Source organism: Janibacter sp. A1S7 (assembly GCF_037198315.1).
Taxonomy (GTDB): Bacteria; Actinomycetota; Actinomycetes; order Actinomycetales; family Dermatophilaceae; genus Janibacter; species Janibacter alittae.
The window spans coordinates 2,384,222-2,404,329 of record NZ_CP144913.1 but is presented as its reverse complement, the minus strand read 5'-3'; the positions used below and the strand labels follow the sequence as shown (position 1 = coordinate 2,404,329).

General features: G+C 69.2%; 20 protein-coding genes. 12 read left to right on the top strand and 8 right to left on the bottom strand.

Annotated features, from left to right (window positions below; translation table 11 throughout):
• Positions 1–13: 13 nt before the first annotated feature.
• Positions 14–1,132 (bottom strand): sensor histidine kinase, encoded by a 1,119-nt coding sequence (locus V1351_RS11585; protein ID WP_338748316.1) that lies wholly within the window; start codon positions 1,130–1,132, stop codon positions 14–16.
• Complete coding sequence (locus V1351_RS11580; protein WP_338748315.1) at positions 1,129–1,836, bottom strand: response regulator transcription factor; 708 nt, start codon at positions 1,834–1,836, stop codon at positions 1,129–1,131. Before V1351_RS11580 ends, V1351_RS11585 begins: the two co-directional genes overlap by 4 nt.
• 162 nt (positions 1,837–1,998) lie before the next feature.
• Here V1351_RS11580 and V1351_RS11575 point away from each other — a divergent pair, with 162 nt between their 5' ends.
• The 3 genes from V1351_RS11575 to V1351_RS11565 all read left to right on the top strand — a co-directional run bounded on the left by V1351_RS11575 (position 1,999) and on the right by V1351_RS11565 (position 5,568).
• Positions 1,999–2,265 carry an SHOCT domain-containing protein gene (locus tag V1351_RS11575; RefSeq protein ID WP_338748314.1) on the top strand — a complete coding sequence of 89 codons (267 nt, stop codon included), beginning with the start codon at positions 1,999–2,001 and terminating at the stop codon, positions 2,263–2,265.
• On the top strand, positions 2,262–3,734 hold the full coding sequence (locus V1351_RS11570) for a multicopper oxidase family protein (RefSeq protein ID WP_338748313.1): 1,473 nt from the start codon (positions 2,262–2,264) through the stop codon (positions 3,732–3,734). Before V1351_RS11575 ends, V1351_RS11570 begins: the two co-directional genes overlap by 4 nt.
• Before the next feature lie 298 nt (positions 3,735–4,032).
• Positions 4,033–5,568 carry a multicopper oxidase family protein gene (locus V1351_RS11565; RefSeq protein WP_338748312.1) on the top strand — a complete coding sequence of 512 codons (1,536 nt, stop codon included), beginning with the start codon at positions 4,033–4,035 and terminating at the stop codon, positions 5,566–5,568.
• Between the two features lie 24 nt (positions 5,569–5,592).
• On the opposite strand, the gene V1351_RS11560 is transcribed toward V1351_RS11565, so the two are convergent.
• Together V1351_RS11560 and V1351_RS11555 are read right to left on the bottom strand one after the other, a co-directional pair.
• Positions 5,593–6,165 carry a DUF411 domain-containing protein gene (locus V1351_RS11560; RefSeq protein ID WP_338748311.1) on the bottom strand — a complete coding sequence of 191 codons (573 nt, stop codon included), beginning with the start codon at positions 6,163–6,165 and terminating at the stop codon, positions 5,593–5,595.
• A 74-nt stretch (positions 6,166–6,239) separates the two neighbouring features.
• Positions 6,240–6,617: an ArsR/SmtB family transcription factor gene (locus V1351_RS11555; RefSeq protein WP_338748310.1), complete on the bottom strand. Its 378-nt coding sequence runs from the start codon at positions 6,615–6,617 to the stop codon at positions 6,240–6,242.
• A gap of 82 nt (positions 6,618–6,699) precedes the next feature.
• Here V1351_RS11555 and V1351_RS11550 point away from each other — a divergent pair, with 82 nt between their 5' ends.
• The 8 genes from V1351_RS11550 to V1351_RS11515 are packed head-to-tail and all read left to right on the top strand — an operon-like array spanning position 6,700 to position 14,854.
• Entirely contained in the window at positions 6,700–7,044 is a 345-nt protein-coding gene (locus tag V1351_RS11550) for an NADH-quinone oxidoreductase subunit A (protein ID WP_338748309.1), read from the top strand.
• Positions 7,035–8,219, top strand: coding sequence for a hypothetical protein (locus V1351_RS11545; RefSeq protein ID WP_338748308.1), 1,185 nt, complete (start codon positions 7,035–7,037; stop codon positions 8,217–8,219). Before V1351_RS11550 ends, V1351_RS11545 begins: the two co-directional genes overlap by 10 nt.
• On the top strand, positions 8,212–9,153 hold the full coding sequence (locus tag V1351_RS11540) for an NADH-quinone oxidoreductase subunit H (RefSeq protein WP_338748307.1): 942 nt from the start codon (positions 8,212–8,214) through the stop codon (positions 9,151–9,153). The genes V1351_RS11545 and V1351_RS11540 overlap by 8 nt, the downstream gene beginning before the upstream one ends.
• Complete coding sequence (locus V1351_RS11535) at positions 9,153–9,713, top strand: NADH-quinone oxidoreductase subunit J (protein WP_338748306.1); 561 nt, start codon at positions 9,153–9,155, stop codon at positions 9,711–9,713. Before V1351_RS11540 ends, V1351_RS11535 begins: the two co-directional genes overlap by 1 nt.
• Positions 9,710–10,012, top strand: a complete 303-nt coding sequence (locus V1351_RS11530) for an NADH-quinone oxidoreductase subunit NuoK (protein WP_338748305.1) — start codon at positions 9,710–9,712, stop codon at positions 10,010–10,012. The genes V1351_RS11535 and V1351_RS11530 overlap by 4 nt, the downstream gene beginning before the upstream one ends.
• The gene (locus V1351_RS11525) at positions 10,009–11,940 is read left to right on the top strand and encodes an NADH-quinone oxidoreductase subunit L (RefSeq protein WP_338748304.1); all 1,932 of its coding nucleotides are present in this window, start codon (positions 10,009–10,011) and stop codon (positions 11,938–11,940) included. The genes V1351_RS11530 and V1351_RS11525 overlap by 4 nt, the downstream gene beginning before the upstream one ends.
• Before the next feature lie 2 nt (positions 11,941–11,942).
• Entirely contained in the window at positions 11,943–13,433 is a 1,491-nt protein-coding gene (locus V1351_RS11520) for a complex I subunit 4 family protein (protein WP_338748303.1), read from the top strand.
• Between the two features lie 2 nt (positions 13,434–13,435).
• Positions 13,436–14,854: an NADH-quinone oxidoreductase subunit N gene (locus tag V1351_RS11515; protein WP_338748302.1), complete on the top strand. Its 1,419-nt coding sequence runs from the start codon at positions 13,436–13,438 to the stop codon at positions 14,852–14,854.
• A 50-nt stretch (positions 14,855–14,904) separates the two neighbouring features.
• On the opposite strand, the gene V1351_RS11510 is transcribed toward V1351_RS11515, so the two are convergent.
• Both V1351_RS11510 and V1351_RS11505 read right to left on the bottom strand, forming a co-directional pair.
• On the bottom strand, positions 14,905–15,765 hold the full coding sequence (locus V1351_RS11510; RefSeq protein ID WP_338748301.1) for a 3-hydroxybutyryl-CoA dehydrogenase: 861 nt from the start codon (positions 15,763–15,765) through the stop codon (positions 14,905–14,907).
• A gap of 51 nt (positions 15,766–15,816) precedes the next feature.
• Entirely contained in the window at positions 15,817–16,728 is a 912-nt protein-coding gene (locus tag V1351_RS11505) for an LCP family protein (RefSeq protein ID WP_338748300.1), read from the bottom strand.
• A 531-nt stretch (positions 16,729–17,259) separates the two neighbouring features.
• Between V1351_RS11505 and V1351_RS11500 the strand changes: the two genes are divergently transcribed.
• Complete coding sequence (locus V1351_RS11500; protein WP_422389028.1) at positions 17,260–18,222, top strand: glycosyltransferase family 2 protein; 963 nt, start codon at positions 17,260–17,262, stop codon at positions 18,220–18,222.
• Between the two features lie 265 nt (positions 18,223–18,487).
• Here the strand turns inward: V1351_RS11500 and V1351_RS11495 are convergent, their stop codons facing one another.
• Positions 18,488–19,126: a CoA transferase subunit B gene (locus V1351_RS11495; protein WP_338748298.1), complete on the bottom strand. Its 639-nt coding sequence runs from the start codon at positions 19,124–19,126 to the stop codon at positions 18,488–18,490.
• A gap of 1 nt (position 19,127) precedes the next feature.
• Positions 19,128–19,937, bottom strand: coding sequence for a CoA transferase subunit A (locus V1351_RS11490; protein WP_338748297.1), 810 nt, complete (start codon positions 19,935–19,937; stop codon positions 19,128–19,130).
• Between the last annotated feature and the right edge of the window lie 171 nt (positions 19,938–20,108).

Genomic DNA, 20,108 nt, shown 5'->3' with positions numbered 1-20,108 from the left:
GCGGCCGACCGGGTCAGCAGGGCAGGGTCATCGTGAAGGTGGCGCCCTCTCCGGGCCCAGCACTCGCCGCGGTGAGGCTGCCTCTGTGGGCATCCACGAGAACCTTGCTGATGGTCAGCCCGATGCCGGACCCGGTCTGGTCACGGGTACGTGCGGAGCTTCCTCGGTAGAAGCGTTCGAAGGCGTGCGCGACGTGCTCGCCGGTCATGCCCTCGCCGCTGTCGGTCACGATCAGGGCGATCTCGTCGCCGACGTGCTCGGATGTCAGTGTGACGACTCCGCCCGAGGAGGTGTGACGCAGGGCGTTGGTGAGGAGGTTCGTCATGACCTGCCCGATTCGTCGCCGGTCGATCCTCGCCGTGAGCCCGTCCGCACCGACGGGGTCGACAACCAGGTCGACGCCCTTGTCGGCAAACCGCTCTCGCATTCCCCGGTGCGCTGCCCACATCACATCGGTGATCAACTCGCTCCGCAGGTCAAGCGTCAGGCGCCCTTCCTCGGCGGTGGAGACGGCATCGATGTCATCGGCCAGCCGAGCGAGCCTGTCGGTCTGCTCCGCCAGAATGGCCCGGGACTCTGTTCCGAGCGATGTGACCCCGTCGTGCAGCCCCTCGTGGTGGGCGCTCAGGACGGAGATCGGGGTGCGCAGTTCGTGCGCGAGGTCGGCCAGCATGCGGCGCCTCGTGTCCTCGACGCCCTGCAGACGGGCCGCCATACTGTTGAAGGCCTCGGCGAGGGTGTCCAGCTCGGTCCCTGAAGCGATGTCGGGCACCCGGGTGGTGAAGTGCCCCCGCGTGAGTTCGCGGGCCGCGTCGGTGACCTGGTCGAGTGGCCGACGGATGCGCTGGGTGAGCAACCACGTCACAACTGTTGCGGCGAGCAGGGAGATCATCAGCGCGACCGCGACGGAGGCCAGCGACGCGTCCCGGTAAGCCATCTCGATGTGAGCGCGTTCCGAGGCGGTCACCATGTGACCGGCCGACCGCAGGAGATGCTGGTGGAAGATCCGTGGGCCGATGGCGGCAGCGACCCCGGCGGCAGTCAGGGCGCCCGCGAACAACACGAGGACCTGGCCCGTCAGGAGGCGCGCGGCAAGGCCACTCGGCAACCCGGCGCGGGTGCGGCCGCTCATCCCGGGCCCATCCGGTATCCGACCCCGCGGACGGTGACGATGTACCGCGCGGTCTCGGGGTCATCACCGAGCTTTTTGCGCAGGTGGGCGATGTGCACGTCGACGAGGTGCTCGTCGCCGAACCAGTTGTCGCTCCAGATCTCGTCGATGAGTTGGCGTCGTGAGAACGCCATGGCGGGGCGTGAAGCAAGGGTGATGAGCAGGTCGCGCTCGGTCGGGGTCAACGGCACCGCGGTCCGACCGAGGTGCACCTGCTGGCCGGCCGAGTCCACGCGCAGGTCGCCGAAGACCCACTCCGGCTCGTGATGGGCGCCCGTCCGAGGGCGGCGCAGCACGGTCTGGACGCGAGCGACCAACTCGCGGACGCTGAACGGCTTGGTGACGTAGTCGTCGGCACCCACGGAGAGTCCGATGAGGGTGTCGATCTCATCCGTGCGCGCGGTGGCGACGATGATGTAGCAATCGGTGAAGGTGCGGATCCGCCGGCACACCTCGATGCCGTCCAGCCCCGGCAGGCCCAGGTCGAGGATCACCACGTCGGGTGCGTGCTCGTGCACGGCCTGTATGCCCTCCGGCCCGGTGCGCGCGACGGTGGCCTCGTATCCGGCCCGGGAGAGGTAGGCGACGATCATGCTGGCAAGGGCGCGCTCGTCCTCGATGACGAGCACCCGCGCCGTGGAATCGGGTGATGTAGTGGTGCTCACAGCCCCAGTGTGGCCGCAGCAGTCATCCCTCGAGCCGGCCGGGGAGTCGGCGTGGCGGATCTTCGTCGAACCTCAACCATCCGTCGGCCGCATCGTCACTCATTCCTCGTATCGTCATAGCCGAGGTCGCCGACGACCCTCGAACGAGGAAGGAGCTCGACGATGATGGACGACTCGATGATGGGCGGCATGTGGATGGGATGGTTCTTCGGAGCGTTGCTGCTCGTGGGACTTGGCCTCCTCGTGGTGGTCCTGGTGAAGGCGTTCGCCGGAAACTCGGTGAGGTCCGATTCGCCCGACACCGTCGGCGGACGAGGTGCACGGTCAGGGCGAAGTCTGGAGATCGTGCAGGAGAGGTACGCGCGCGGTGAACTGAGCGCCGAGGAGTATCGCGAGATGAGGCGCATCCTGGAGGACGACGCCCGGTGAGGCCGTTGACGCGTCGCCAGTTGCTGGCCACTGGAGTTGTCGGTGCCGGGGCCGCGGCGACCGGTGGCGCGGGATTGTGGTGGGTCACCGCTGATCGGCCCGGACGCGGCAGCAATGACGTGCTGACCGAGCCCGAGGTGCTCGCCAGCCGCGGCGGTGTCCTGGAAACGGAGCTGAGGACGGCCCCGGCCCGTGTTCGCATCGGTGACCGGGAAGCCTCCGTGCACGCCTTCAACAGTTCCCTGCCCGGGCCCACCCTGCGGGTCTCGCCGGGCGACACGATGCGCATCAGGATGACCAACGCCCTGGATGCCCCCACGAATCTGCATGTGCACGGACTGCACGTCTCCCCGCGGGGGAAGAGCGACAATCCCTTCCGCAGCATTGCCCCCGGCGAGAGCGCCGACTACGAGATCGCGGTGCCGGAGAATCACCCGCCGGGGACCTATTGGTATCACCCGCACCACCACGGGAACGTTGCGGACCAGGTCGCCGCGGGACTCTACGGCGCGATCATCGTCGAGGACCCCGCGCCGTTGCCGGTGACCCGTGAGCGGATTCTCGTTGTGTCCGACGTCAGTCTTGACGAGGACGGGAACCTCGCCGGTCCCGGCGGGATGATGCAGCAGATGATGGGTCGGGAGGGTGACCTCGTGCTGGTCAACGGCCAGGTGCGCCCACAGATCAACGCTGCCCCGGGTGAGCGTGAGAGGTGGCGGATCGTCAACGCCTGCCCGTCACGATACCTGCGTCTGAGCCTGCAGGGGCAGGACGTGCGGCTCCTCAGCCGTGACCTCGGGCGGCTCCCGACTCCCGAGAAGGTCACCGAGACGGTGCTCGCACCGGGTAATCGGGTCGAGCTGGTCATCGATACCCGCGCGGGGTCGACACCGTTGGTGGCGACGCCGGTCGACCGCGGTGGGATGGGCGGCATGATGGGCAGCGATGTCCTCGGTGGAGAAGACCCCTTCGACCTGCTGCTGTTGGAGGTGACAGGGGGACCGGTCGAGGCGCCCGCGGCCATCCCCGAGGGACCGGCCCCGCGTGACCTGCGCGAGGAGAGGGTCGAGGGCCGCCGCACCCTGGACTTCGGGATGGGCATGGAGCGGGGTGGCCCGATGATGGGCGGCTCGAATCGCAGCATGATGGCTTTCACCATCAACGGCGAGACCTTCGACGGGAAGCGCACCGACACCGCTGTCGCCGCTGGCACGGTCGAGGAGTGGACGCTGACGAACTCCAGCCCCATGGACCACCCCGTCCACCTGCACGTGTGGCCGATGCAGGTCATCGAGGAGGGACAGGAGCAGGTGACCGACCCGCGGTGGCAAGACGTCGTCAACGTTCCTGCGTCCGGGAGCGTGAAGGTGCTCATCGCCTTCGACGACTTCACGGGTAGGACCGTCTACCACTGCCACATCCTCGACCACGAGGACCTGGGGATGATGGGAACGGTCGCCACCGGCTGACCACCACGACTGGCCATGTGGTGTTCCACGCCGGCGGCGATGACCACCTGCGCGCCGGCCCGGACCGCGCCGGTGGAGCGCGTCGCGGTGGTGGCCGGCGCCAGGGGATCGGCCGGACAGCCCTTGCGAGTGCGACCACACTCGCCGACGACCTGACCTGCGAACCCGGTGCGGAGTCGAAGACCGGCACTGTTCACAGAACCTTCATCGTGGGGTGATCGGACCTCAGTTCCGCTGGGGAAGGGTGCCTTGGAGCGTCGATGACGCGCCCCGTTCCCAATCAAGCAGGAGTTGTACCGTGCCTTTCCCACCAGCGCTCGCCACGAACGTGGACCGACGTCGATTCCTGCAGTGGGGCGCCGCCGGATTGGTCGTCGCCGGGGGCGCCGGGTTCGCCGGGAGCAGGCTACTCGGCAGTTCTGCTCCGGTGGGGCCACGGGCGGCCGTCGTTGCCGAGACCGAATCGGCTCGGCGCGTCACCGGAAAGGTGGTGCGCCGCACGTTGCGCGCTGCCCCGACGACCGTGGATCTGGCGGGACGGGCGGTGCAGACGTGGGCATACGACGGTGTGGTCCCCGGCAAGGAGCTCAGGGCCACGGCGGGCGACGTCGTGCGAGTTCGACTGGCCAATGACCTGCCGGAGGACACGACGGTGCACTGGCATGGTCTCGCCCTGCGCAACGACATGGATGGTGTGCCCGGCCTGACGCAGGACCCGGTGGGTGCCGGCGCGAGTTTCGACTACGAGTTCGTGGTTCCCAACCCGGGCACGCACTGGTTCCATCCGCACGTCGGGGCTCAGCTCGATCGTGGGCTGCAGGCGCCGCTGATCGTGGAGGACCCGAGGGAGCCGATGAACTACGACGAGGAGGTCGTCCTGGTGCTGGACGACTGGACGGACGGGTGGGGAGACTCCCCGGACGTCATCCTCGATCGCCTGGCCCGCGAGGGCATGGGGGGCACGTCGATGACGGGGACGGACCACGGGGAGATGGACATGGAGGAAGCCATGCCCTCTGATGACCAGCCTCTTGGTGCGGACACGGGTGATGTCGTCTACCCCGTACAGCTGATCAACGGGCGTGTGCCAGAGGACCCCTTCGTCATCAACGCGGCTCCGGGCCGCAGAATCCGGCTACGGATCATCAACGCCGGCGGCGACACCCCCTACCGGTTCGCCATCAGCGGCCACCGCCTGAACGTCACGCACACCGACGGCTATCAGGTCGACCCCACCGAGGTCGACACCCTCATCATCGGGATGGGCGAACGCTACGACGTGGTGGTGACCACCGACGACGGCGCCTTCGCGGTGGTCGCCGTTCCCGAGGGCAAGGCCGCCCCACCTGGCTTCGCTGTGCTGCGTACCGCCTCGGGTGCGACTCCAGACCCGAATTCGCTCCCCGCAGAGTTGACCGGCAGGTTACTCAGCTATGCCGACCTGCGGGCCACTGAGTCGGCGGCGCTGGAGCCTCGTCAACCGGACCGGGAGATCGGCCTCGGGCTGCAGATGGTCGATGGTGGCCGCCAGTGGTTCATCAACGGGGCGGCGTACGGGGACCACGACCCGTTGGAGATCCGATCCGGCGAACGCGTCAGGTTGGTGATGCACAACGAGTCGATGATGTTTCATCCGATGCACGTGCACGGCCACACCTTCGCGCTCGTCGGCCAGAACGGGCGTGGGATTCGCAAGGACACGATCAACGTGAAACCGATGGAGAGCCTGTCGGTCGACGTCCGGGCGGACAACCCGGGCCAGTGGCTCGTCCACTGCCACAACATCTACCACGGTGAGTTGGGGATGATGACCGTGCTCTCGTACGTCACCTGACCCGGGCCCTCCCGGGGACCTGGGTCAGAGAGTCTGTTGGGACGTCTTCGTGACTTCCGCGAAGACGCTCGATCCCTTGTCCGTGATGAGCATGACCTCGTAGGGGTCGAACTGGTCTCCCTGCTCCATGCCCGGCGTCCCCACGGGCATGGCTGGAACGCTCAGGCCGCGCGCGCCAGGAGGCGGGTCAGCCAGGTACTCCACGACGAACCGGGCCGGGACGTGGCCGATGAAGACCTGTCCGTCCGCATTGCTCGCCAAGTGGCAGGACTGGAGCTCCAGGGGGATCTCGTGGTCCTGCCAGACCTGGTGCAGAGCCTCGGGGTGCTCGGTCGTGATGGTGAACCCGTTGCCTTCTGCATGGTCGATCCAGCCGCTGCAGCAACCGCAGGCGGGGTCCTTGTAGACGGTCATGGCCAGCTGCCGGGCATCGACTCCCAAGGCGGCGGCCTTCGATGGCGAGGAGCTCGGCGCCGTGGGAGCAGGTGCGTCAACGCTGCACGCGGTCAACACGGTGGTCGACCCGAGGCCGGCGATGAGGAACAGCGAGCGACGGCTGAGGGAGCGGGCAGGCCCCGGTGAGGAGCTGGTAAACATGTGATCAGTGCCTTGGGTGTCGGTGGATCGGTGTGGGTTTCGCGTCAGTTGTTGTGTCGCGGCGGGCGCGATCGTCAGGTGCCATGTCGGGTGAGGTCGATCAGCTGGAGGAGGCAGTGCTGACGCAGTGGTTCCGGGAATCCATCGGCGAGGCGGTAGTAGGCCACGCGTCCGGCCTTGCGCCGGGACACCAGGCCCGCGGTGCGTAGGACCCGCAGGGCATAGCCCGTGCTGTCTGCGCTCGCACCCAGGGCGATGGCGATGTCCCCCACGCACAGCTCCTCCGCGACGTCCAGGGCGTAGACGATCCGCAGCCGGGTCGGGTCGGCCAAGAGGCCCAGAACGCCCGCGAGTCGCTCCGTCGCCTCGAGCTCCGGCAAACGGTCGCGCGCGGCCGCCACGCGATCGGCGGCGAGCGGCTGGCCAGCAGGGTGGTGGGCGGATGAGGTCACGGCACAACCATACCCGTACGTCCGTCCGTGTACGCTGTCGACATACGGATCGGCGGGATCCGAGCCGACGTCAGGAGGTGCCGTGTACTCAGGTGCGATCGTCCTCGTCGTGGTGGTCCTCGGCCTCATCGGCGCGTTGTATGCGCTCCAGCGACTGCTCGCCGATGCCTCGACGCCGCTGACCTCGTTGCCCTACCAGTCCGGGTGGGAGCCTCGGGAGCACGCCCTGTCGAGGTACCACGCACGGTGGTACCTCGCGACTCTGGTCTTCCTCGCCTTCGACGTGGAGATGCTCTTCATGTATCCGTGGGCGGTCGTTGTCGGCGCCCTCGGCGTGACGGCGGTGGTGGAGATGTTTGTCTTCCTCGGTGCGCTCTTCGTCGCCGTTGCCTGGGCCTGGCGTGAAGGAGCCCTCCGGTGGGTCTGACCACGTGGATCACTCGACGGGCAGTGCGTTCTGCCCACGTGCTCATCGTCGAGATGCCGGGCCACTGGACGACGCGAGTGCACGTCGAGCGAGTGGTGCGCGCGTGGGGATGGCACCCAGCGGTCGCACCGGCGGATGCGGACCTGCTCATCGTCTGTGGCGCCCCGGGTCCGCAGATGGCCCCTCTGGTCGAACGGGTGTGGGGGCAGCTGCCGGGCCCCCGTGCGCAGGCGACGGTGACCGCCCCCGCAGAGGTCATCCCGGCCCTGGGGCGTGCGCAGGCCGCCCTGCTTGATCAGCGGGGGCAATGGGAGGACGCCCGTGATCGGGCCATCGAACCGGATGTCGAGCACGGGGACACGGGCCACGGGGACGTGGACCACGGCGAGATGGACCACGGCGACATGGACCACGGCGACATGGACCACGGCGACATGGACCACGGCGACATGGACCACGGCGACATGGACATGAAGCCGGGTGGGATACCGCTGGCCGAGGGGAGCGAGGACCGCGACGGCCTGGAGATGGATGTCCTGCACGTCTCGCTCGGGCCGCTCCTGCCGCACTGGCCCGCGGGTCTGGTGCTGGACTGCTCGCTCCAGGGCGACGTCGTCGTCGCCGCGAAGGCGGCCTGGATCCTCGGCGACGTCGTCGGTGCCCACGAGTCGGATGCGTACCGTCCGGGGACGGCCGGCGCCGTCCGGCTGGACAACGTCGCAACGGTCCTGGCTCTGGCCGGATGGGTCGCCGCCGCGACGAGTGCGTGGCGTCTGCGTGATGATGTTCTCGGCGCGCAGGATCCGCATGCCCTTCGTCCGGAGATCGAGCGTCTCCGGCGTCGGGTGGCCCGCAACCGGCTGCTGCGGTGGTCGCTGCGCCGGGTCCGCCCCATCGATGCGGCCGAGCTGGCCGAGCGGACGTGGCCGCGGATGTGGGAAGGAGATGTCCACGACCGCCTGATGAGTGCGCTGGATCGTGCCTCTGCCTCGCTCGCCACCAGTGAGCGACGCCGAGGGGCGCTCGACGGGTCAGCCGGGATGGCTGGTCCTGCCGTGGACGTGACCGAGGTCCTGCCCCAGGTGGTCCACGGCCTCGACGTGGCGACGGCCCGGTTGGCGATCGCAAGCCTGGACCTCGACCCCCTCGGTATGACGCAGATCCAGCATGTCTGACTCCTCGGTGGTCACGGTCGGTGCCGGATGGGCGCTGGTTGGTCTCGTCCTTCTGGGGCTTCTGGTGCTGCTCGCCGCAGTGGTGGATGGCCTGGTGGGGGCGCGCGCCTCCGGGGCGTCGGCTCTGGGTGGCGCGATGCGGCCGCTGGACGAGGGTGCCCGGCTGCTGCGCCAGCGACGCCGGACGACTGTCGCTGCCGATTCCCTGCTGTGGCGCCTTGGCGGGGGCGGTCTCCTCGTCACTGCTGCGTTGATGATTGCCGTCGTGCCGCTGGGCGACTGGACCATTCTCGACCTTGACGTGGGCATCGTGTGGTTCAACGCGATGGACGTGTTGGTGTGGGCGTTGCTGTGGCTGACCGGGTGGGGAGCGAACTCCGCTCACGGACTGATCGGCGGATATCGATTCCTCGCGCTGGCGCTCGGCTACGAGCTGCCGCTGATGTTCGCTCTCGTCGCCCCGGCGATCGCCGCGGAAAGCCTCAACGTCGGCACGGTCGCGGCAGCCCAGGACGGGGTGTGGTTCGTCGTGTGGATGCCGATCGCCTTCGTCGTCTACCTCATGGGCGTCGCCGCCTTCTCGGTCTGGGGACCGTTCGCTCCGGCTCTCGGCAGTGACATCGCTGGTGGGGTGGCCGCAGAACTGTCCAGCGTGGACCGTCTGGTCTTCGAGGGCGGGCGGTACGCGCTGCTGGCCGCCGGCGCTGCCTTCGCGGTCCCGATGTTCCTGGGCGGAGGCTCGGGCCCGCTGCTGCCGGGGTGGCTGTGGGTCGTGGTGAAGGCGGCCACGGTGCTCCTGGTCCTGGTGTGGGGACGGCGGCGTCTGCCGGCCGCGCGACCCGATGTCTTCGTCGAGGTCGGCTGGCTCGTTCTGCTGCCGGCCGTCCTGGTACAGGACCTGCTCGTGGCCGTCGTGGCCGTGTGGGGGTCGTGATGCTGGTCGGGATCCTGTTCTGGTTGCTCGCAGTGGTCGCGGTTCTTGCCGGCGCCGCCGTCTTCATCGTGGACTCGATGGCTCGGGCGACCTACGCCCTGGCGCTCTCCTTCGTGGCGGTCGGGCTGCACGTCCTCCTGCTCCAGCAGAACTATGTCGGGCTCGTCGTGATCCTGATGATGGTGATGGAGATGGCGATCATGGCTGTCTACATGGTGATGTTCATGGGGATGAACCCGGCGCTGATGCCCATGGACATGGTGCACGGCAGGGCCGCTGCGCTGGTGGCCTCGATCGGCACCTTCGGGTTGCTCGCTGCGGGGATCCTCCTGGTGGAATGGCCCGCTCGGCGCGGCTCTCCGGCGGGGGACCTCACTCGGGCGCTCGGTGAGGAGCTCATGGGGCCGAAGATGCTCGTGATGGCCGTGGTCAGTCCGGTGATGGTGGCGACGATCGTCGCCGGGGTCGTGCTCGCGGCGCACCGGACCCGGTACGACCGGATGGGCGACGACCTGACGGGGCCACCCTCCGATCCCCAACCTGGAGGTGTTGGCCGATGACCCTCGAGACGGTTCTGCTCGTCGCAGCCGCCCTGTTCAGTACCGGCCTGTACGGGGCGCTCTCCCAACAGGTCGTCGTCATGGTGATGATGGGTCTGGAGTTGATGATCAACGCAGTCATCCTCGCGGCTGCGGGCTTCTGGTGGTTCCTCGTGCCGGACCCCTCCGGCCAGGTGCTGCTCCTGGTGATTCTCGCGGTCATGACCGTGGAGATGGCCATGGGCTTCGCCGTGGCCACTCTGCTGCATCGGCAGGCCGGGGCGGACATGACCGACATGGCCGGGGAGCTCAAACGATGACCGGCTCGGAGTCGGTGCTCTGGCTGCTTCCGGTGGTCCCGGCGGGGGTCGGAGCTGCTCTGGTGATCACCCCGAGGGCGGAGCGGCTGGCCGCTCGGATATCGCTCGCAACCGCATCTCTGGTTCTCGCGCTGTCCCTGGTCGCCGCCGCCATGCGTCCGCAGGTCGCTCTGCCGTTCGTCGCCGGGGCCGACTTCGGTCTCGCCGTGGACGCCCTGACCGCGCTGATGTTGCCCATGGTGACGGTGGTGACCCTGCTGGTCCTGGTCTTCTCCACCGGTCAGGTCCACGAGTCGCAGGCCCGCTTTCACGGGCTGATGCTGCTCTTCGCTGCGGCGGCACTGCTCACGGCTGCGGCGACGACGGTGCCGACCCTGCTCCTGGCCTGGGAGGTGATGGGAGCGACGTCCTACGCCCTGATCGGTTTCTGGTGGCGCGAGGAGCACCGCGTCTCGGCTGGACTGACCGCGTTCCTGACGACCCGAGCCGCCGACCTGGGCCTGTACGTGGCCGCCGGTGCCGCAGTGGCCGGAGGCGCCGGCCTGACGCTGTCCGCCCTGCCGCAGGCGTCGGCGGGGTGGCGGGACCTCGCCGTCGTCGGGATCCTCGTGGCGGCGCTCGGCAAGGCGGCTCAGCTGCCCTTCTCCTTCTGGCTCTCGCGGGCGATGGCAGGTCCGAGTCCGGTCAGCGCGCTGCTGCACTCCGCCGCCATGGTGGCCATGGGCGGCTACCTGCTGCTGCGGGCCCAGCCGGCGATCGGTGCGACCGGCTGGGCGGGGCCGACGACGGCATGGATGGGTGCACTGACCGCGGTGGTTCTCGGCGGGGTCGCGCTGGCCCAGCGCGACCTCAAGCAGCTGCTCGCGGCCTCCACCTCGGCGCAGCTCGGATTCGTCGTCCTCGCCGCGGGCCTGGGAGCCGTGAGTGGGGGAGCGGCGCACCTGGTGGCCCACGCAGCGACGAAGGCTCTGCTGTTCCTCTCCGCCGGGGTCTGGCTGACCGTCCTGGGCACGCAGCATCTGGACGGCCTGCGCGGGGTAGCGCGCCGGTGGCCGGTGGTCGGCTGGTCGGCGATCATCGGCGCGCTGTCACTGGCCGGCGTGGTGCCGCTGTCTCTATGGGCCACCAAGGACGCCGTACTCGTGGCCGCGCGGAGCGAGTCGGTGGGCCTCTACGCGGTCGGGCTTGCCGCTGCCGCCCTGTCGGCGGGGTACGCCGCCAAGGTGCTGTGGCTCATCCGGCCGGTCAGGGCGACGTCACGCCACGGGCGCATGACGAGGACGCAGACGGATCGGCCGGTCATCGGTCAGGTCACGGGTCGGGAGAAGGCCGTTGTGGTCGTCCTGGCCATCGGTGCGACCGGGCTCGGGGTGCTTGCGCTCCCGCCACTGGCCGGACGGCTGGGTGCGGCCATGGGCGGGATGTCCGCGCAGCCGTCCGTGTGGGAGATGGTGCTGTCGGCGATGATCGCGCTGGTCGTGGTGGCAATGGCTGCCTTCTGGCGGGCCCCGGAACCCCGGTGGGCGGCGGACTGGCTACGGCTCGAGCGGGCCGTGCACGGAGGCGTTGTCCGCCCGACCCTGCGGCTGGCAAGGGCGCTGGCTCGGTTCGACGACCGCGTGCTCGACGCGGGGGTGGAGCGCGTCGCCGTCGCGACGATGACGCTGGCCGGTCGCGTCGGTCGGGCCGACGACCACTCCCTCGACGCAGGGGTGGGGCGCGTCTCGTCGGCGACATTCGCGCTGGCCGTCCGCGCCGGCCACGTCGACACGGTGCGCGTCGACGGCATCGTCGAGCGCACTGCGCGGTTGATCGGCCGGCTCGGTGCGCTCGCGCGTCGGCCCCAGACCGGACAACTCCACCAGTACTACCTGCAAGCGGTCGTGGTTCTCACGGTCGGTGTCCTCGTCCTCGTCCTCGTGAGGTGAGCGTGCTCTCTCTTGTCGTCTTCCTGCCTCTGGCCGCAGCCCTGGGGCTCGTGGTGCTGCCACGAGGGGGCGGCACTGCTGCCTCCTGGGTGTGGCTGATCGTGAGCGCGGTGGACCTCGTGCTGATCGGTTGGCTCTGGTTCGACTACGAGGACCCCGGCCGGGGCGCGTTGGCGCACGAAGAGCAGGCGCCGTGGATCCCGGGCGTGGACAGCAGCTACCACATCGGGCTCGACGGCCTCTCCCTCCCACTCGTGGCGATGACCGCCGTCATCTTCCTGGTCTGCGCGATCTACTCACTGCGCGGCGTGGACCGCCCTCGCAGTCACGCCGCGCTGTTCCTGTTCCTGCAGACCGTCAGCCTGGGACTGTTCGTCTCTGCGGACCTGATTCTCTTCTTCGTCTTCTTCGACCTGTCGATCGTGGGGATGTACTTCGTCATCGCCGGCTGGGGGCACGGCCAGGCGGCCCGCTCGGCGCTGAAGTTCTTCCTCTACACCTTCTTGGGCTCCCTGGCCCTGCTCGCCGGGTTCATCGGTCTATACGTCGCGGCCGATCCGCACACGTTCGACATGCTCGAGCTGACCGAGCAGACCCCGCTGGCCGGTAGTTCCGTCGGGGGTGGGTTGGTCCTGGCCTGCATCCTCGTCGGGTTGGCGATCAAGACCCCGACCGTGCCCTTCCACACCTGGCTCCCTGCGGCGCACACCGACGCACCTGCTGTCGGATCCGCGGTGCTGGCCGCGGTACTGCTGAAGATGGGCACCTACGGCTTCGTGCGGATAGCCATGCCGATGCTGCCCGAGGCATGGCGGGCCTGGGCCTGGGTGCTGATCGTCATCGGTGTGGTCTCCGTGCTGTACGGCGCCCTCGTCGCCCTGGCGCAGACCGACCTGAAACGGATGATCGCCTACACCTCCGTCAACCACATGGGCTACGTCGTGCTCGCCCTCGGGGCGGCCGGTCTGGTCGCCGGGGACACCACGCAGGCGCGGGGGATCGCCGTCACCGGCGCCGTGACCCAGATGGTCAGTCACGGTCTGGTCACCGGCGCGTTGTTCCTGCTCGCCGGCGTCTTCCACGATCGGGCCGACACCTGCGACATGGACTCCTACGGCGGGCTCGCTGCACCCGCCCCACGCCTGACGGTGCTGTTCGCCGTGGCCGCCTTCGCCTCCCTGGGCCTGCCGGCGCTGTCCGGGTTCATCGCCGAGTTCCAGATCTTCACCGGCAGCATTGCCGTGGCCCCGGTCACCGCGCTCGCCCTGCTGGGGATCATCATCACCGCAGCGCTGTTCCTGCGCGCACTCCAACGGGTGTTCACCGGAGGGACGCGTGGCCACTCGACCGCATTCGCGGACCTGCGACCGGAAGAGGTCTGGGCGGTGGCTCCTCTGATGGTGCTGTCGCTGCTCATCGGTGTCCTGCCCGGACCGCTCCTGGCGGTCATCGAGCCTGCCGCGGACGTCGTCGTCTCCCTCGTGGGTCGGTGACGATGGCTTCCGCGATGACGGGGATGAACCCGTTGCTGCTGGTCCCCGAGATGTTGTTGTTCGCGGGTGGTCTGGTCGCGCTGCTCGGTGGCTCCTTCCTGCCCCGCACACGGCAGTGGGTCACCCGTGTGGTCGCCCTGATCGTTCTTGCCGGTGCGGCTGCCACGGCGGTCGTCATCGGGACGAAGGGGGCGCAGTGGGCGTTCGATGGCACCTTCGCCATCGACTCCGCCACCACGGTGACCCGGGTCGTCGTCGCCCTGGCCACCCTGCTCGTGGTGGGGATCGCGGCCGACGAGGTCGCCGACTCCCCGCGGGAGAGCGAGACGTATGCCCTGCTGCTCTTCTCCGCCACGGGGGCCTGTCTCCTCGGTGGTGCCACGGACCTCATGGTGCTCGTCGTCGGGTTCCTGCTGGCGAGCATCCCGATCTACGGCCTCATCGGCATGGCCGGTGGCGCACGCAGCGCCGAGGCCGCGATGAAGGCCTACCTCATGGGTGCCCTCTTCGGCATCCTGTTGCTGCTGGGTGTGACCATGCTCTACGGACTCTCGGGGACGACCGGGTACATCGACCTTGCACAGCGGCTTGCTGCCGTCTCCGCAGGGGCGATGGTGGCGGGGGTCGTCGCGGTCGCGGCCGGGTTGCTGTTCGAGGCCGGCGGGGTGCCGGGACACTTCTGGATCCCCGACGCCGTCGAGGGCACGAGCGCCACTGCGGCGACCTTCCTCACCACCGTGCCCAAGGTCGGGGCGTTGGTCGCCCTCTACCGTCTACTCGAGGCACTTCCACCCGATCGGGCTTGGGCCCTGCTCGTCGCTGTGCTGGCGGTGACCGGGATGACAGTGGGCAATCTGGCGGCCTTCTGGCAGGACGATCCCCGCCGACTACTCGGCTGGTCCACGGTGAGTCAGGTCGGCTACCTGCTCGTGGCGGTGGTCGTCGTCCGCGGCTCCGACCTGGCCCTGCCCGCGCTGCTGGTCTACCTGGCCGGTTACGCCGTCACCAATGTCGCCGCGTTCGCGGTCACTGCGGCGCTGCCCGAACGAAGGGACCTGACCTCCTACCGGGGTCTGTCCTCGTCGCACCCGTGGCTGGCCGGCGCTCTTGTGGTCGCCCTGCTGGGACTCGTCGGGACCCCACCCACGGCGGTCTTCGTCGGCAAGCTGACCGTGGCCAGCGCCGCCTGGGACGGCGGACATGCCTGGCTGGTCATCGTCCTGCTGGTCAACACGGTGCTCAGCCTCTTCTACTACCTACGGTGGCTGGCACCGGCCTTCCGACCTTCCGCCGGTGGTGCAGCGGACCCCGGACCGTGGTCGGCGCGGACCGCTGTGGTCTCGGCGGTCCTCACCGTGGCCCTGGGGGTCGGAGGTGGCGTCCTCTGGCAGCTGGTCGACGGTCCGATGCTGCCGATGTAGGTGCTGTACCACGAGAGCGATCCGCGGGCGCTGCTCCCGGACCGTGGCTCCTAGGCGTCGTAGGTGTAGAAGCCGCGGCCGACCTTGCGGCCGAGCAGGTTTGCGTCGACCATGCGAGCGAGCAGGGGCGGGGGCGCGTAGAGCGGCTCCTTGAACTCCTCGTACAGCGATTGGGCGACCGCCATCGTCGTGTCCAGGCCGATCAGGTCGGCCAGAGCGAGCGGGCCCTGCGGGTGTGCTGCGCCCAGCACGAATCCCTGGTCGATGTCCTCGGCGGTTGCGAAACCCGACTCGTACATGCGGATGGCGCTGAGGATGAAGGGGATGAGCAGGGAGTTGACGACGAACCCGGCTCGGTCCTGGCAGGTGATCGCGTGCTTTCCGAGCCTGCCGTCGACGTAGGCGCGGGCACGCTCGGTCGTCTCCTCGGCCGTCATCAGGGAGGGGACGAGCTCGACGAGCTTGAGGACGGGCACCGGGTTGAAGAAGTGCACGCCGAGCACGTTGGCCGGACGCTTCGTCACGGTGGCGAGCTTCATGATCGGGATCGAGCTGGTGTTGGAGGCGAGGATCGCGTCGGGTGACTCGACGATCTCGTCGAGCTGCTCGAACAGCTCGACCTTCGCCGTCTCGTCCTCCACGATGGCCTCGACGACCAGGTCCCGGTCGGCGAGCTCGCTCAGGTCGGTCACGACCCGGATGCGCCCGAGGACCGTGTCCGCGCTGTCGAGGCGACCGCGCTCCTCCGCCCTACGAAGTGACTTCTCCAGTCGACTGCGGCCGGCGTCGGCGCGCTCCGGGGTCGACTCCACGACGACGACGTCAGAACCGGCGCGAGCACACACCTCGGCGATGCCCGCTCCCATGAGGCCGCATCCCACGACCCCGACCTTGTCCATGCTGTTTTCCATGGCAGTCACACTAACGTCCGTGTGACCATGCTCACCTCACCGGGGGCGCAGTCAGCTGTCATCTGGTGTGATCGACAGCGGCTCGTCCGCGCGCAGGTCGGCGAAGAGCTGCTCTGCCCGCGCCTCGTCCCACACCACGGCCGTCCCGACCGCCGTCGGCAGGCTGGTGTTGCTGGTGGGGACGGCCAAGGAGTTGCCGTCACCCGAGGAGATCCCGCGGAACGCCCACAGAGCGCGCGCCGTGCTGATCATCGAGTCGTCCTCGCCGACGGTCAGTGCGCCGGCACTCGACGTGCCCAAGGAGTGCACCCGCCACGGCAGCAGCAGGTTGGCCGGGGAGATCACCTTGTCCGAGAGTGCGCCGAGGAACTCCCGCTGGCGCTGGGCGCGGCCCAGATCGCCCTTGGGGTCGGAGTAGCGCGCCCGCACGTAGCCCAGGGCGGTCTTGCCGTCGAGGACCTGGCACCCGGGTTGGAGGTTGATGTGTGCCTTCTCGTCGTCCATGGCGTTCTCGACGCAGATCTCGACCCCGTCGACGGCATCGACGACGTGGGCGAAACCGCCGAAGCCGATCTCCATGTAGCCGTTCATCTCGAGTCCGGTGTTGTGCTCGATCGTCTCGGTCAGCAACTCCGCGCCACCGATGCTGAAGGAGGCGTTGATCTTGTTCATCCCGTGTCCGGGGATCTCGACGTAGGAGTCGCGGGGGATGGACACCAACGTGGAGGGACCGCTGCCGGTGTGCAGCACGAGGATCGAGTCCGTGCGGGCGCCCCCGGTGTCGCTCCCGGTGCCGAGCCGCTCCTGCTCCTTCGAGGTCAACCCGGCGCGGGAGTCGCTGCCGACGAGCAGGACATTTCGTCCCTCGCTGGAGGGGCGGTCGCCGTCCGGGGTGGCGTCGACCTTGTTGACCTCCGCCCATGAGGCACTGACGGCCCAGAACATGCCGACGGCCCAAGCCATGACGAGGACGAGCAGGACCGAGACGAACCTGCGACCCGGCCGTCGGCGTCGAGGACGAGCGGGGCCGTGGCCGCCCGGGCCCCCGGGCCCGCCCGGGCGACCGGGACCGTCAGGGGGGCTCTGGCGACGACCATCTCGTGGATAGTCGGCGGCGGGGCGCGACGCAGGGCTGCCGGTGGGCATGACCCGGGTGTGCGGTTCGTCCCGCTGCTCCGGACGACGTCGGGCAGCGGGTGGACGTTGTGCTTGTGACGGCTGGCCGCCTGCGGCCGGCCGTCCCGGGCGCTCACGCCGGCCGGTCGGGATCGCTCGGGCGGTGTCGTCACCGTCTCGGCGGCCGCGTCGGGCGTCGAAGACGATCGCGTCGTCACCGTCCCGACCTTCGGACGGGGGGTCGCCGGAGGGTCGACGGGGACGTGAGGGGCGGTCAGGCATGCGAACGAGGATAAGAGCAAAGACTGGCAACGGGCATGATGCGAGCGGCGAGTCCCGACAGCCGTGGTCGAGACCTTGTCCATACTGGAGCCCGTGTTGTCCCGAGTGAGCGTCATCATGCCCGTGCTGAACGAGGAGCGACACCTCGCGGACTCGGTCGGGCAGATCCTGCGTCAGGACTGGCCGGGCGAGCTGGAGGTCGTCCTCGCCGTCGGGCCGTCGAGCGACCGGACCGCCGAGGTGGCGGCCGAGCTGGCGGCGGCCGATCCCCGCGTGCGCACCGTGCCCAATCCCTCCGGGCGCACTCCGGACGCCCTCAACTGCGCGATCGGGGCGTCCAGCGGTGAGGTGATCGCGCGGGTGGACGCACACGCGGAGATCCCGGCGGACTACCTGAGCACGGCCGTCGCGACTCTCGAGGAGACGGACGCTGACAACGTCGGGGGGATCATGAACGCGGTCGGGGTCAGCGATCTCGAGCGCGCGATCGCCTGTGCGATGAAGTCCCCCCTGGGGGTCGGCGGGGCCCGGTTCCACACCGGAGGGGGAGCCGGCGAGGCCGACACCGTCTACCTCGGAGTCTTCCGCAGGGGGGCGCTCGAGCGGGTCGGCGGCTACGACCCGCACTTCGCGCGTGCCCAGGACTGGGAGCTGAACCACCGCATCCGTGCCGGTGGTGGCCGGGTGTGGTTCACTCCAGACCTCGTCGTCACCTACCGGCCCCGGTCCACCGTGGGGCGGCTGGCGGATCAGTACTTCAACTACGGACGCTGGCGCCGCGTCGTCGCCCGCCAGCACCCCGGGACCGCGAATGCCCGCTACCTCGCGCCGCCGGCGATGGTCATGGGCACGGTCGCCGCGAGCCTGCTGGGTCTCGCCTGGCGGCCCGCGTGGGCGGTCCCCGCCGGCTATGCCGTCGCCATCGGGATCGGCGGCTGGATCATCTCGAAGGGGGAGGCACCCCCCGTGCGCACCCGCGTTCCCCTCGCGATCGCCACCATGCACTGGTCCTGGGGCATCGGCTTCCTCACCAGCCCCAAGAACCTCGCCAAGGACTGACGGGGTCCTTCGCCCGGGAAGCCCTGACGGGACCGGGAGGCCTTGACCCGACCGCGTTGTACGCGGTCATCCGAGGGTTTTCCCGGCCACGTCGAGGTGTGCCGGTCATGGGCGGAGGTATCCAGCGGCCCGACTCAGGGCGGAGCCGCCCGCAACCACCGACACAGGTGCGACAGATGGCCATCGAACCGCGGGCGCTCAGCCCAAGGGCCGCGCCCCACCCCGTCGTCGGGAGCGGTGGTGCGGCCCTGTGGACGCTCGGAGGTCAGTCCAGATCGACCGTGAGGCTCGCCCCCGTCTTCTCGCGTACCTCGTCCTCGGTCACTCCGGGGGCGAGCTCGCGCAGGACGAGCCCGTCGTCGGTGACGTCGATGACGGCCAGGTCGGTGATGATCCGCTGGACGACGCCCTTGCCGGTCAGGGGCAGCTCGCAGGCCGTGAGGATCTTCGGCGTGCCGTCCTTGGCGGTGTGGTCCATGAGGATGATGACCTTCTTGGCGCCGTGGACGAGGTCCATCGCACCGCCCATGCCCTTGACCATCTTGCCGGGGATCATCCAGTTGGCGATGTCACCGTTCTCGGCGACCTGCATGGCGCCGAGGATGGCGGCATCGACCTTGCGGCCGCGGATCATCCCGAAACTGGTGGCCGAGTCGAAGATCGAGGCGCCCTTGCGCAGCGTGACGGTCTCCTTGCCGGCGTTGATCAGGTCGGCGTCGATGTCCGCTTCTCTCGGGTAGGGGCCGACGCCGAGGATGCCGTTCTCGGACTGCAGGACGATCTCGACGTCGTCGGGTACGTAGTTGGGTACCAGCGTCGGCATGCCGATGCCGAGGTTGACGTAGTCACCGTCCTGGAGCTCCTTGGCCGCGCGCTCGGCCATCTGCTCACGGGTGAGTGCCATCTCAGGCCTCCTTGTTGTCGTCGCTGATGGTGCGCTTCTCGATCCGCTTGTCGGCGGCCTGTTCCGGCGTCAGGGGGACGACGCGGTGGACGTAGATGCCCGGCAGGTGCACCTCGGCGGGGTCGATCTCGCCGGGCTCGACGAGTTCCTCGACCTCGGCGATCGTCACCTGGCCGGACATCGCGCACAGCGGGTTGAAGTTGCGGGTGGTCGTCTCGAAGACGAGGTTGCCGTGCCGGTCACCCCGGGTGGCGCGCACCAGCGCGTAGTCCGCGGTGATGGCCTCCTCCAGGACGAACTCGTGCTCGGTGTCGACCACCGAGCCGTCGGCGCCGCGCTCCTTGACCGTGAACGTACGGGTCTCCTTGGCAGGGGAGGAGACGGCGACGTTCCCCTCGCTGTCGTAGCGCCACGGCAGTCCGCCCTCGGCGATCTGGGTGCCCACCCCGGTGCGGGTCCAGAAGCCGGCGATGCCGGACCCGCCGGCGCGCAGCTTCTCGGCGAGGGTGCCCTGCGGAGTGAGCTCGACCTCGAGCTCACCGGAGAGGTACTGGCGGGCGAACTCCTTGTTCTCCCCGACGTAGGAGGAGACCATGCGGCGGATCTGACCGCCGCCGAGCAACAATCCCAGGCCCCAGTCGTCCACTCCGCAGTTGTTGGAGACGCACTCGAGATCCTTCACCCCCAACGCCCGGACGGAGTCGATGAGCACGCTCGGGATGCCGCACAGCCCGAATCCGCCCACCGCAAGCGTGGCGCCGTCGGGGATGTCCGCGACGGCCTCGGCCGGTGAGGTGACAACTTTGTCCATGCCCCGAGCCTATCCAGAGGCTCGGCGGCGGGTAGTGGGCGGGGAGCACATGGCTGCAGGCGAAGGGGGTGGTCACAGGCTGGTGACGGCCCGTCACCGCGGCGGAATGACAGGTCTGTAATTACCCAGTGGGGCTGGCGTGTCCAACGTGGCCCGTGGAATAAGAGTGAC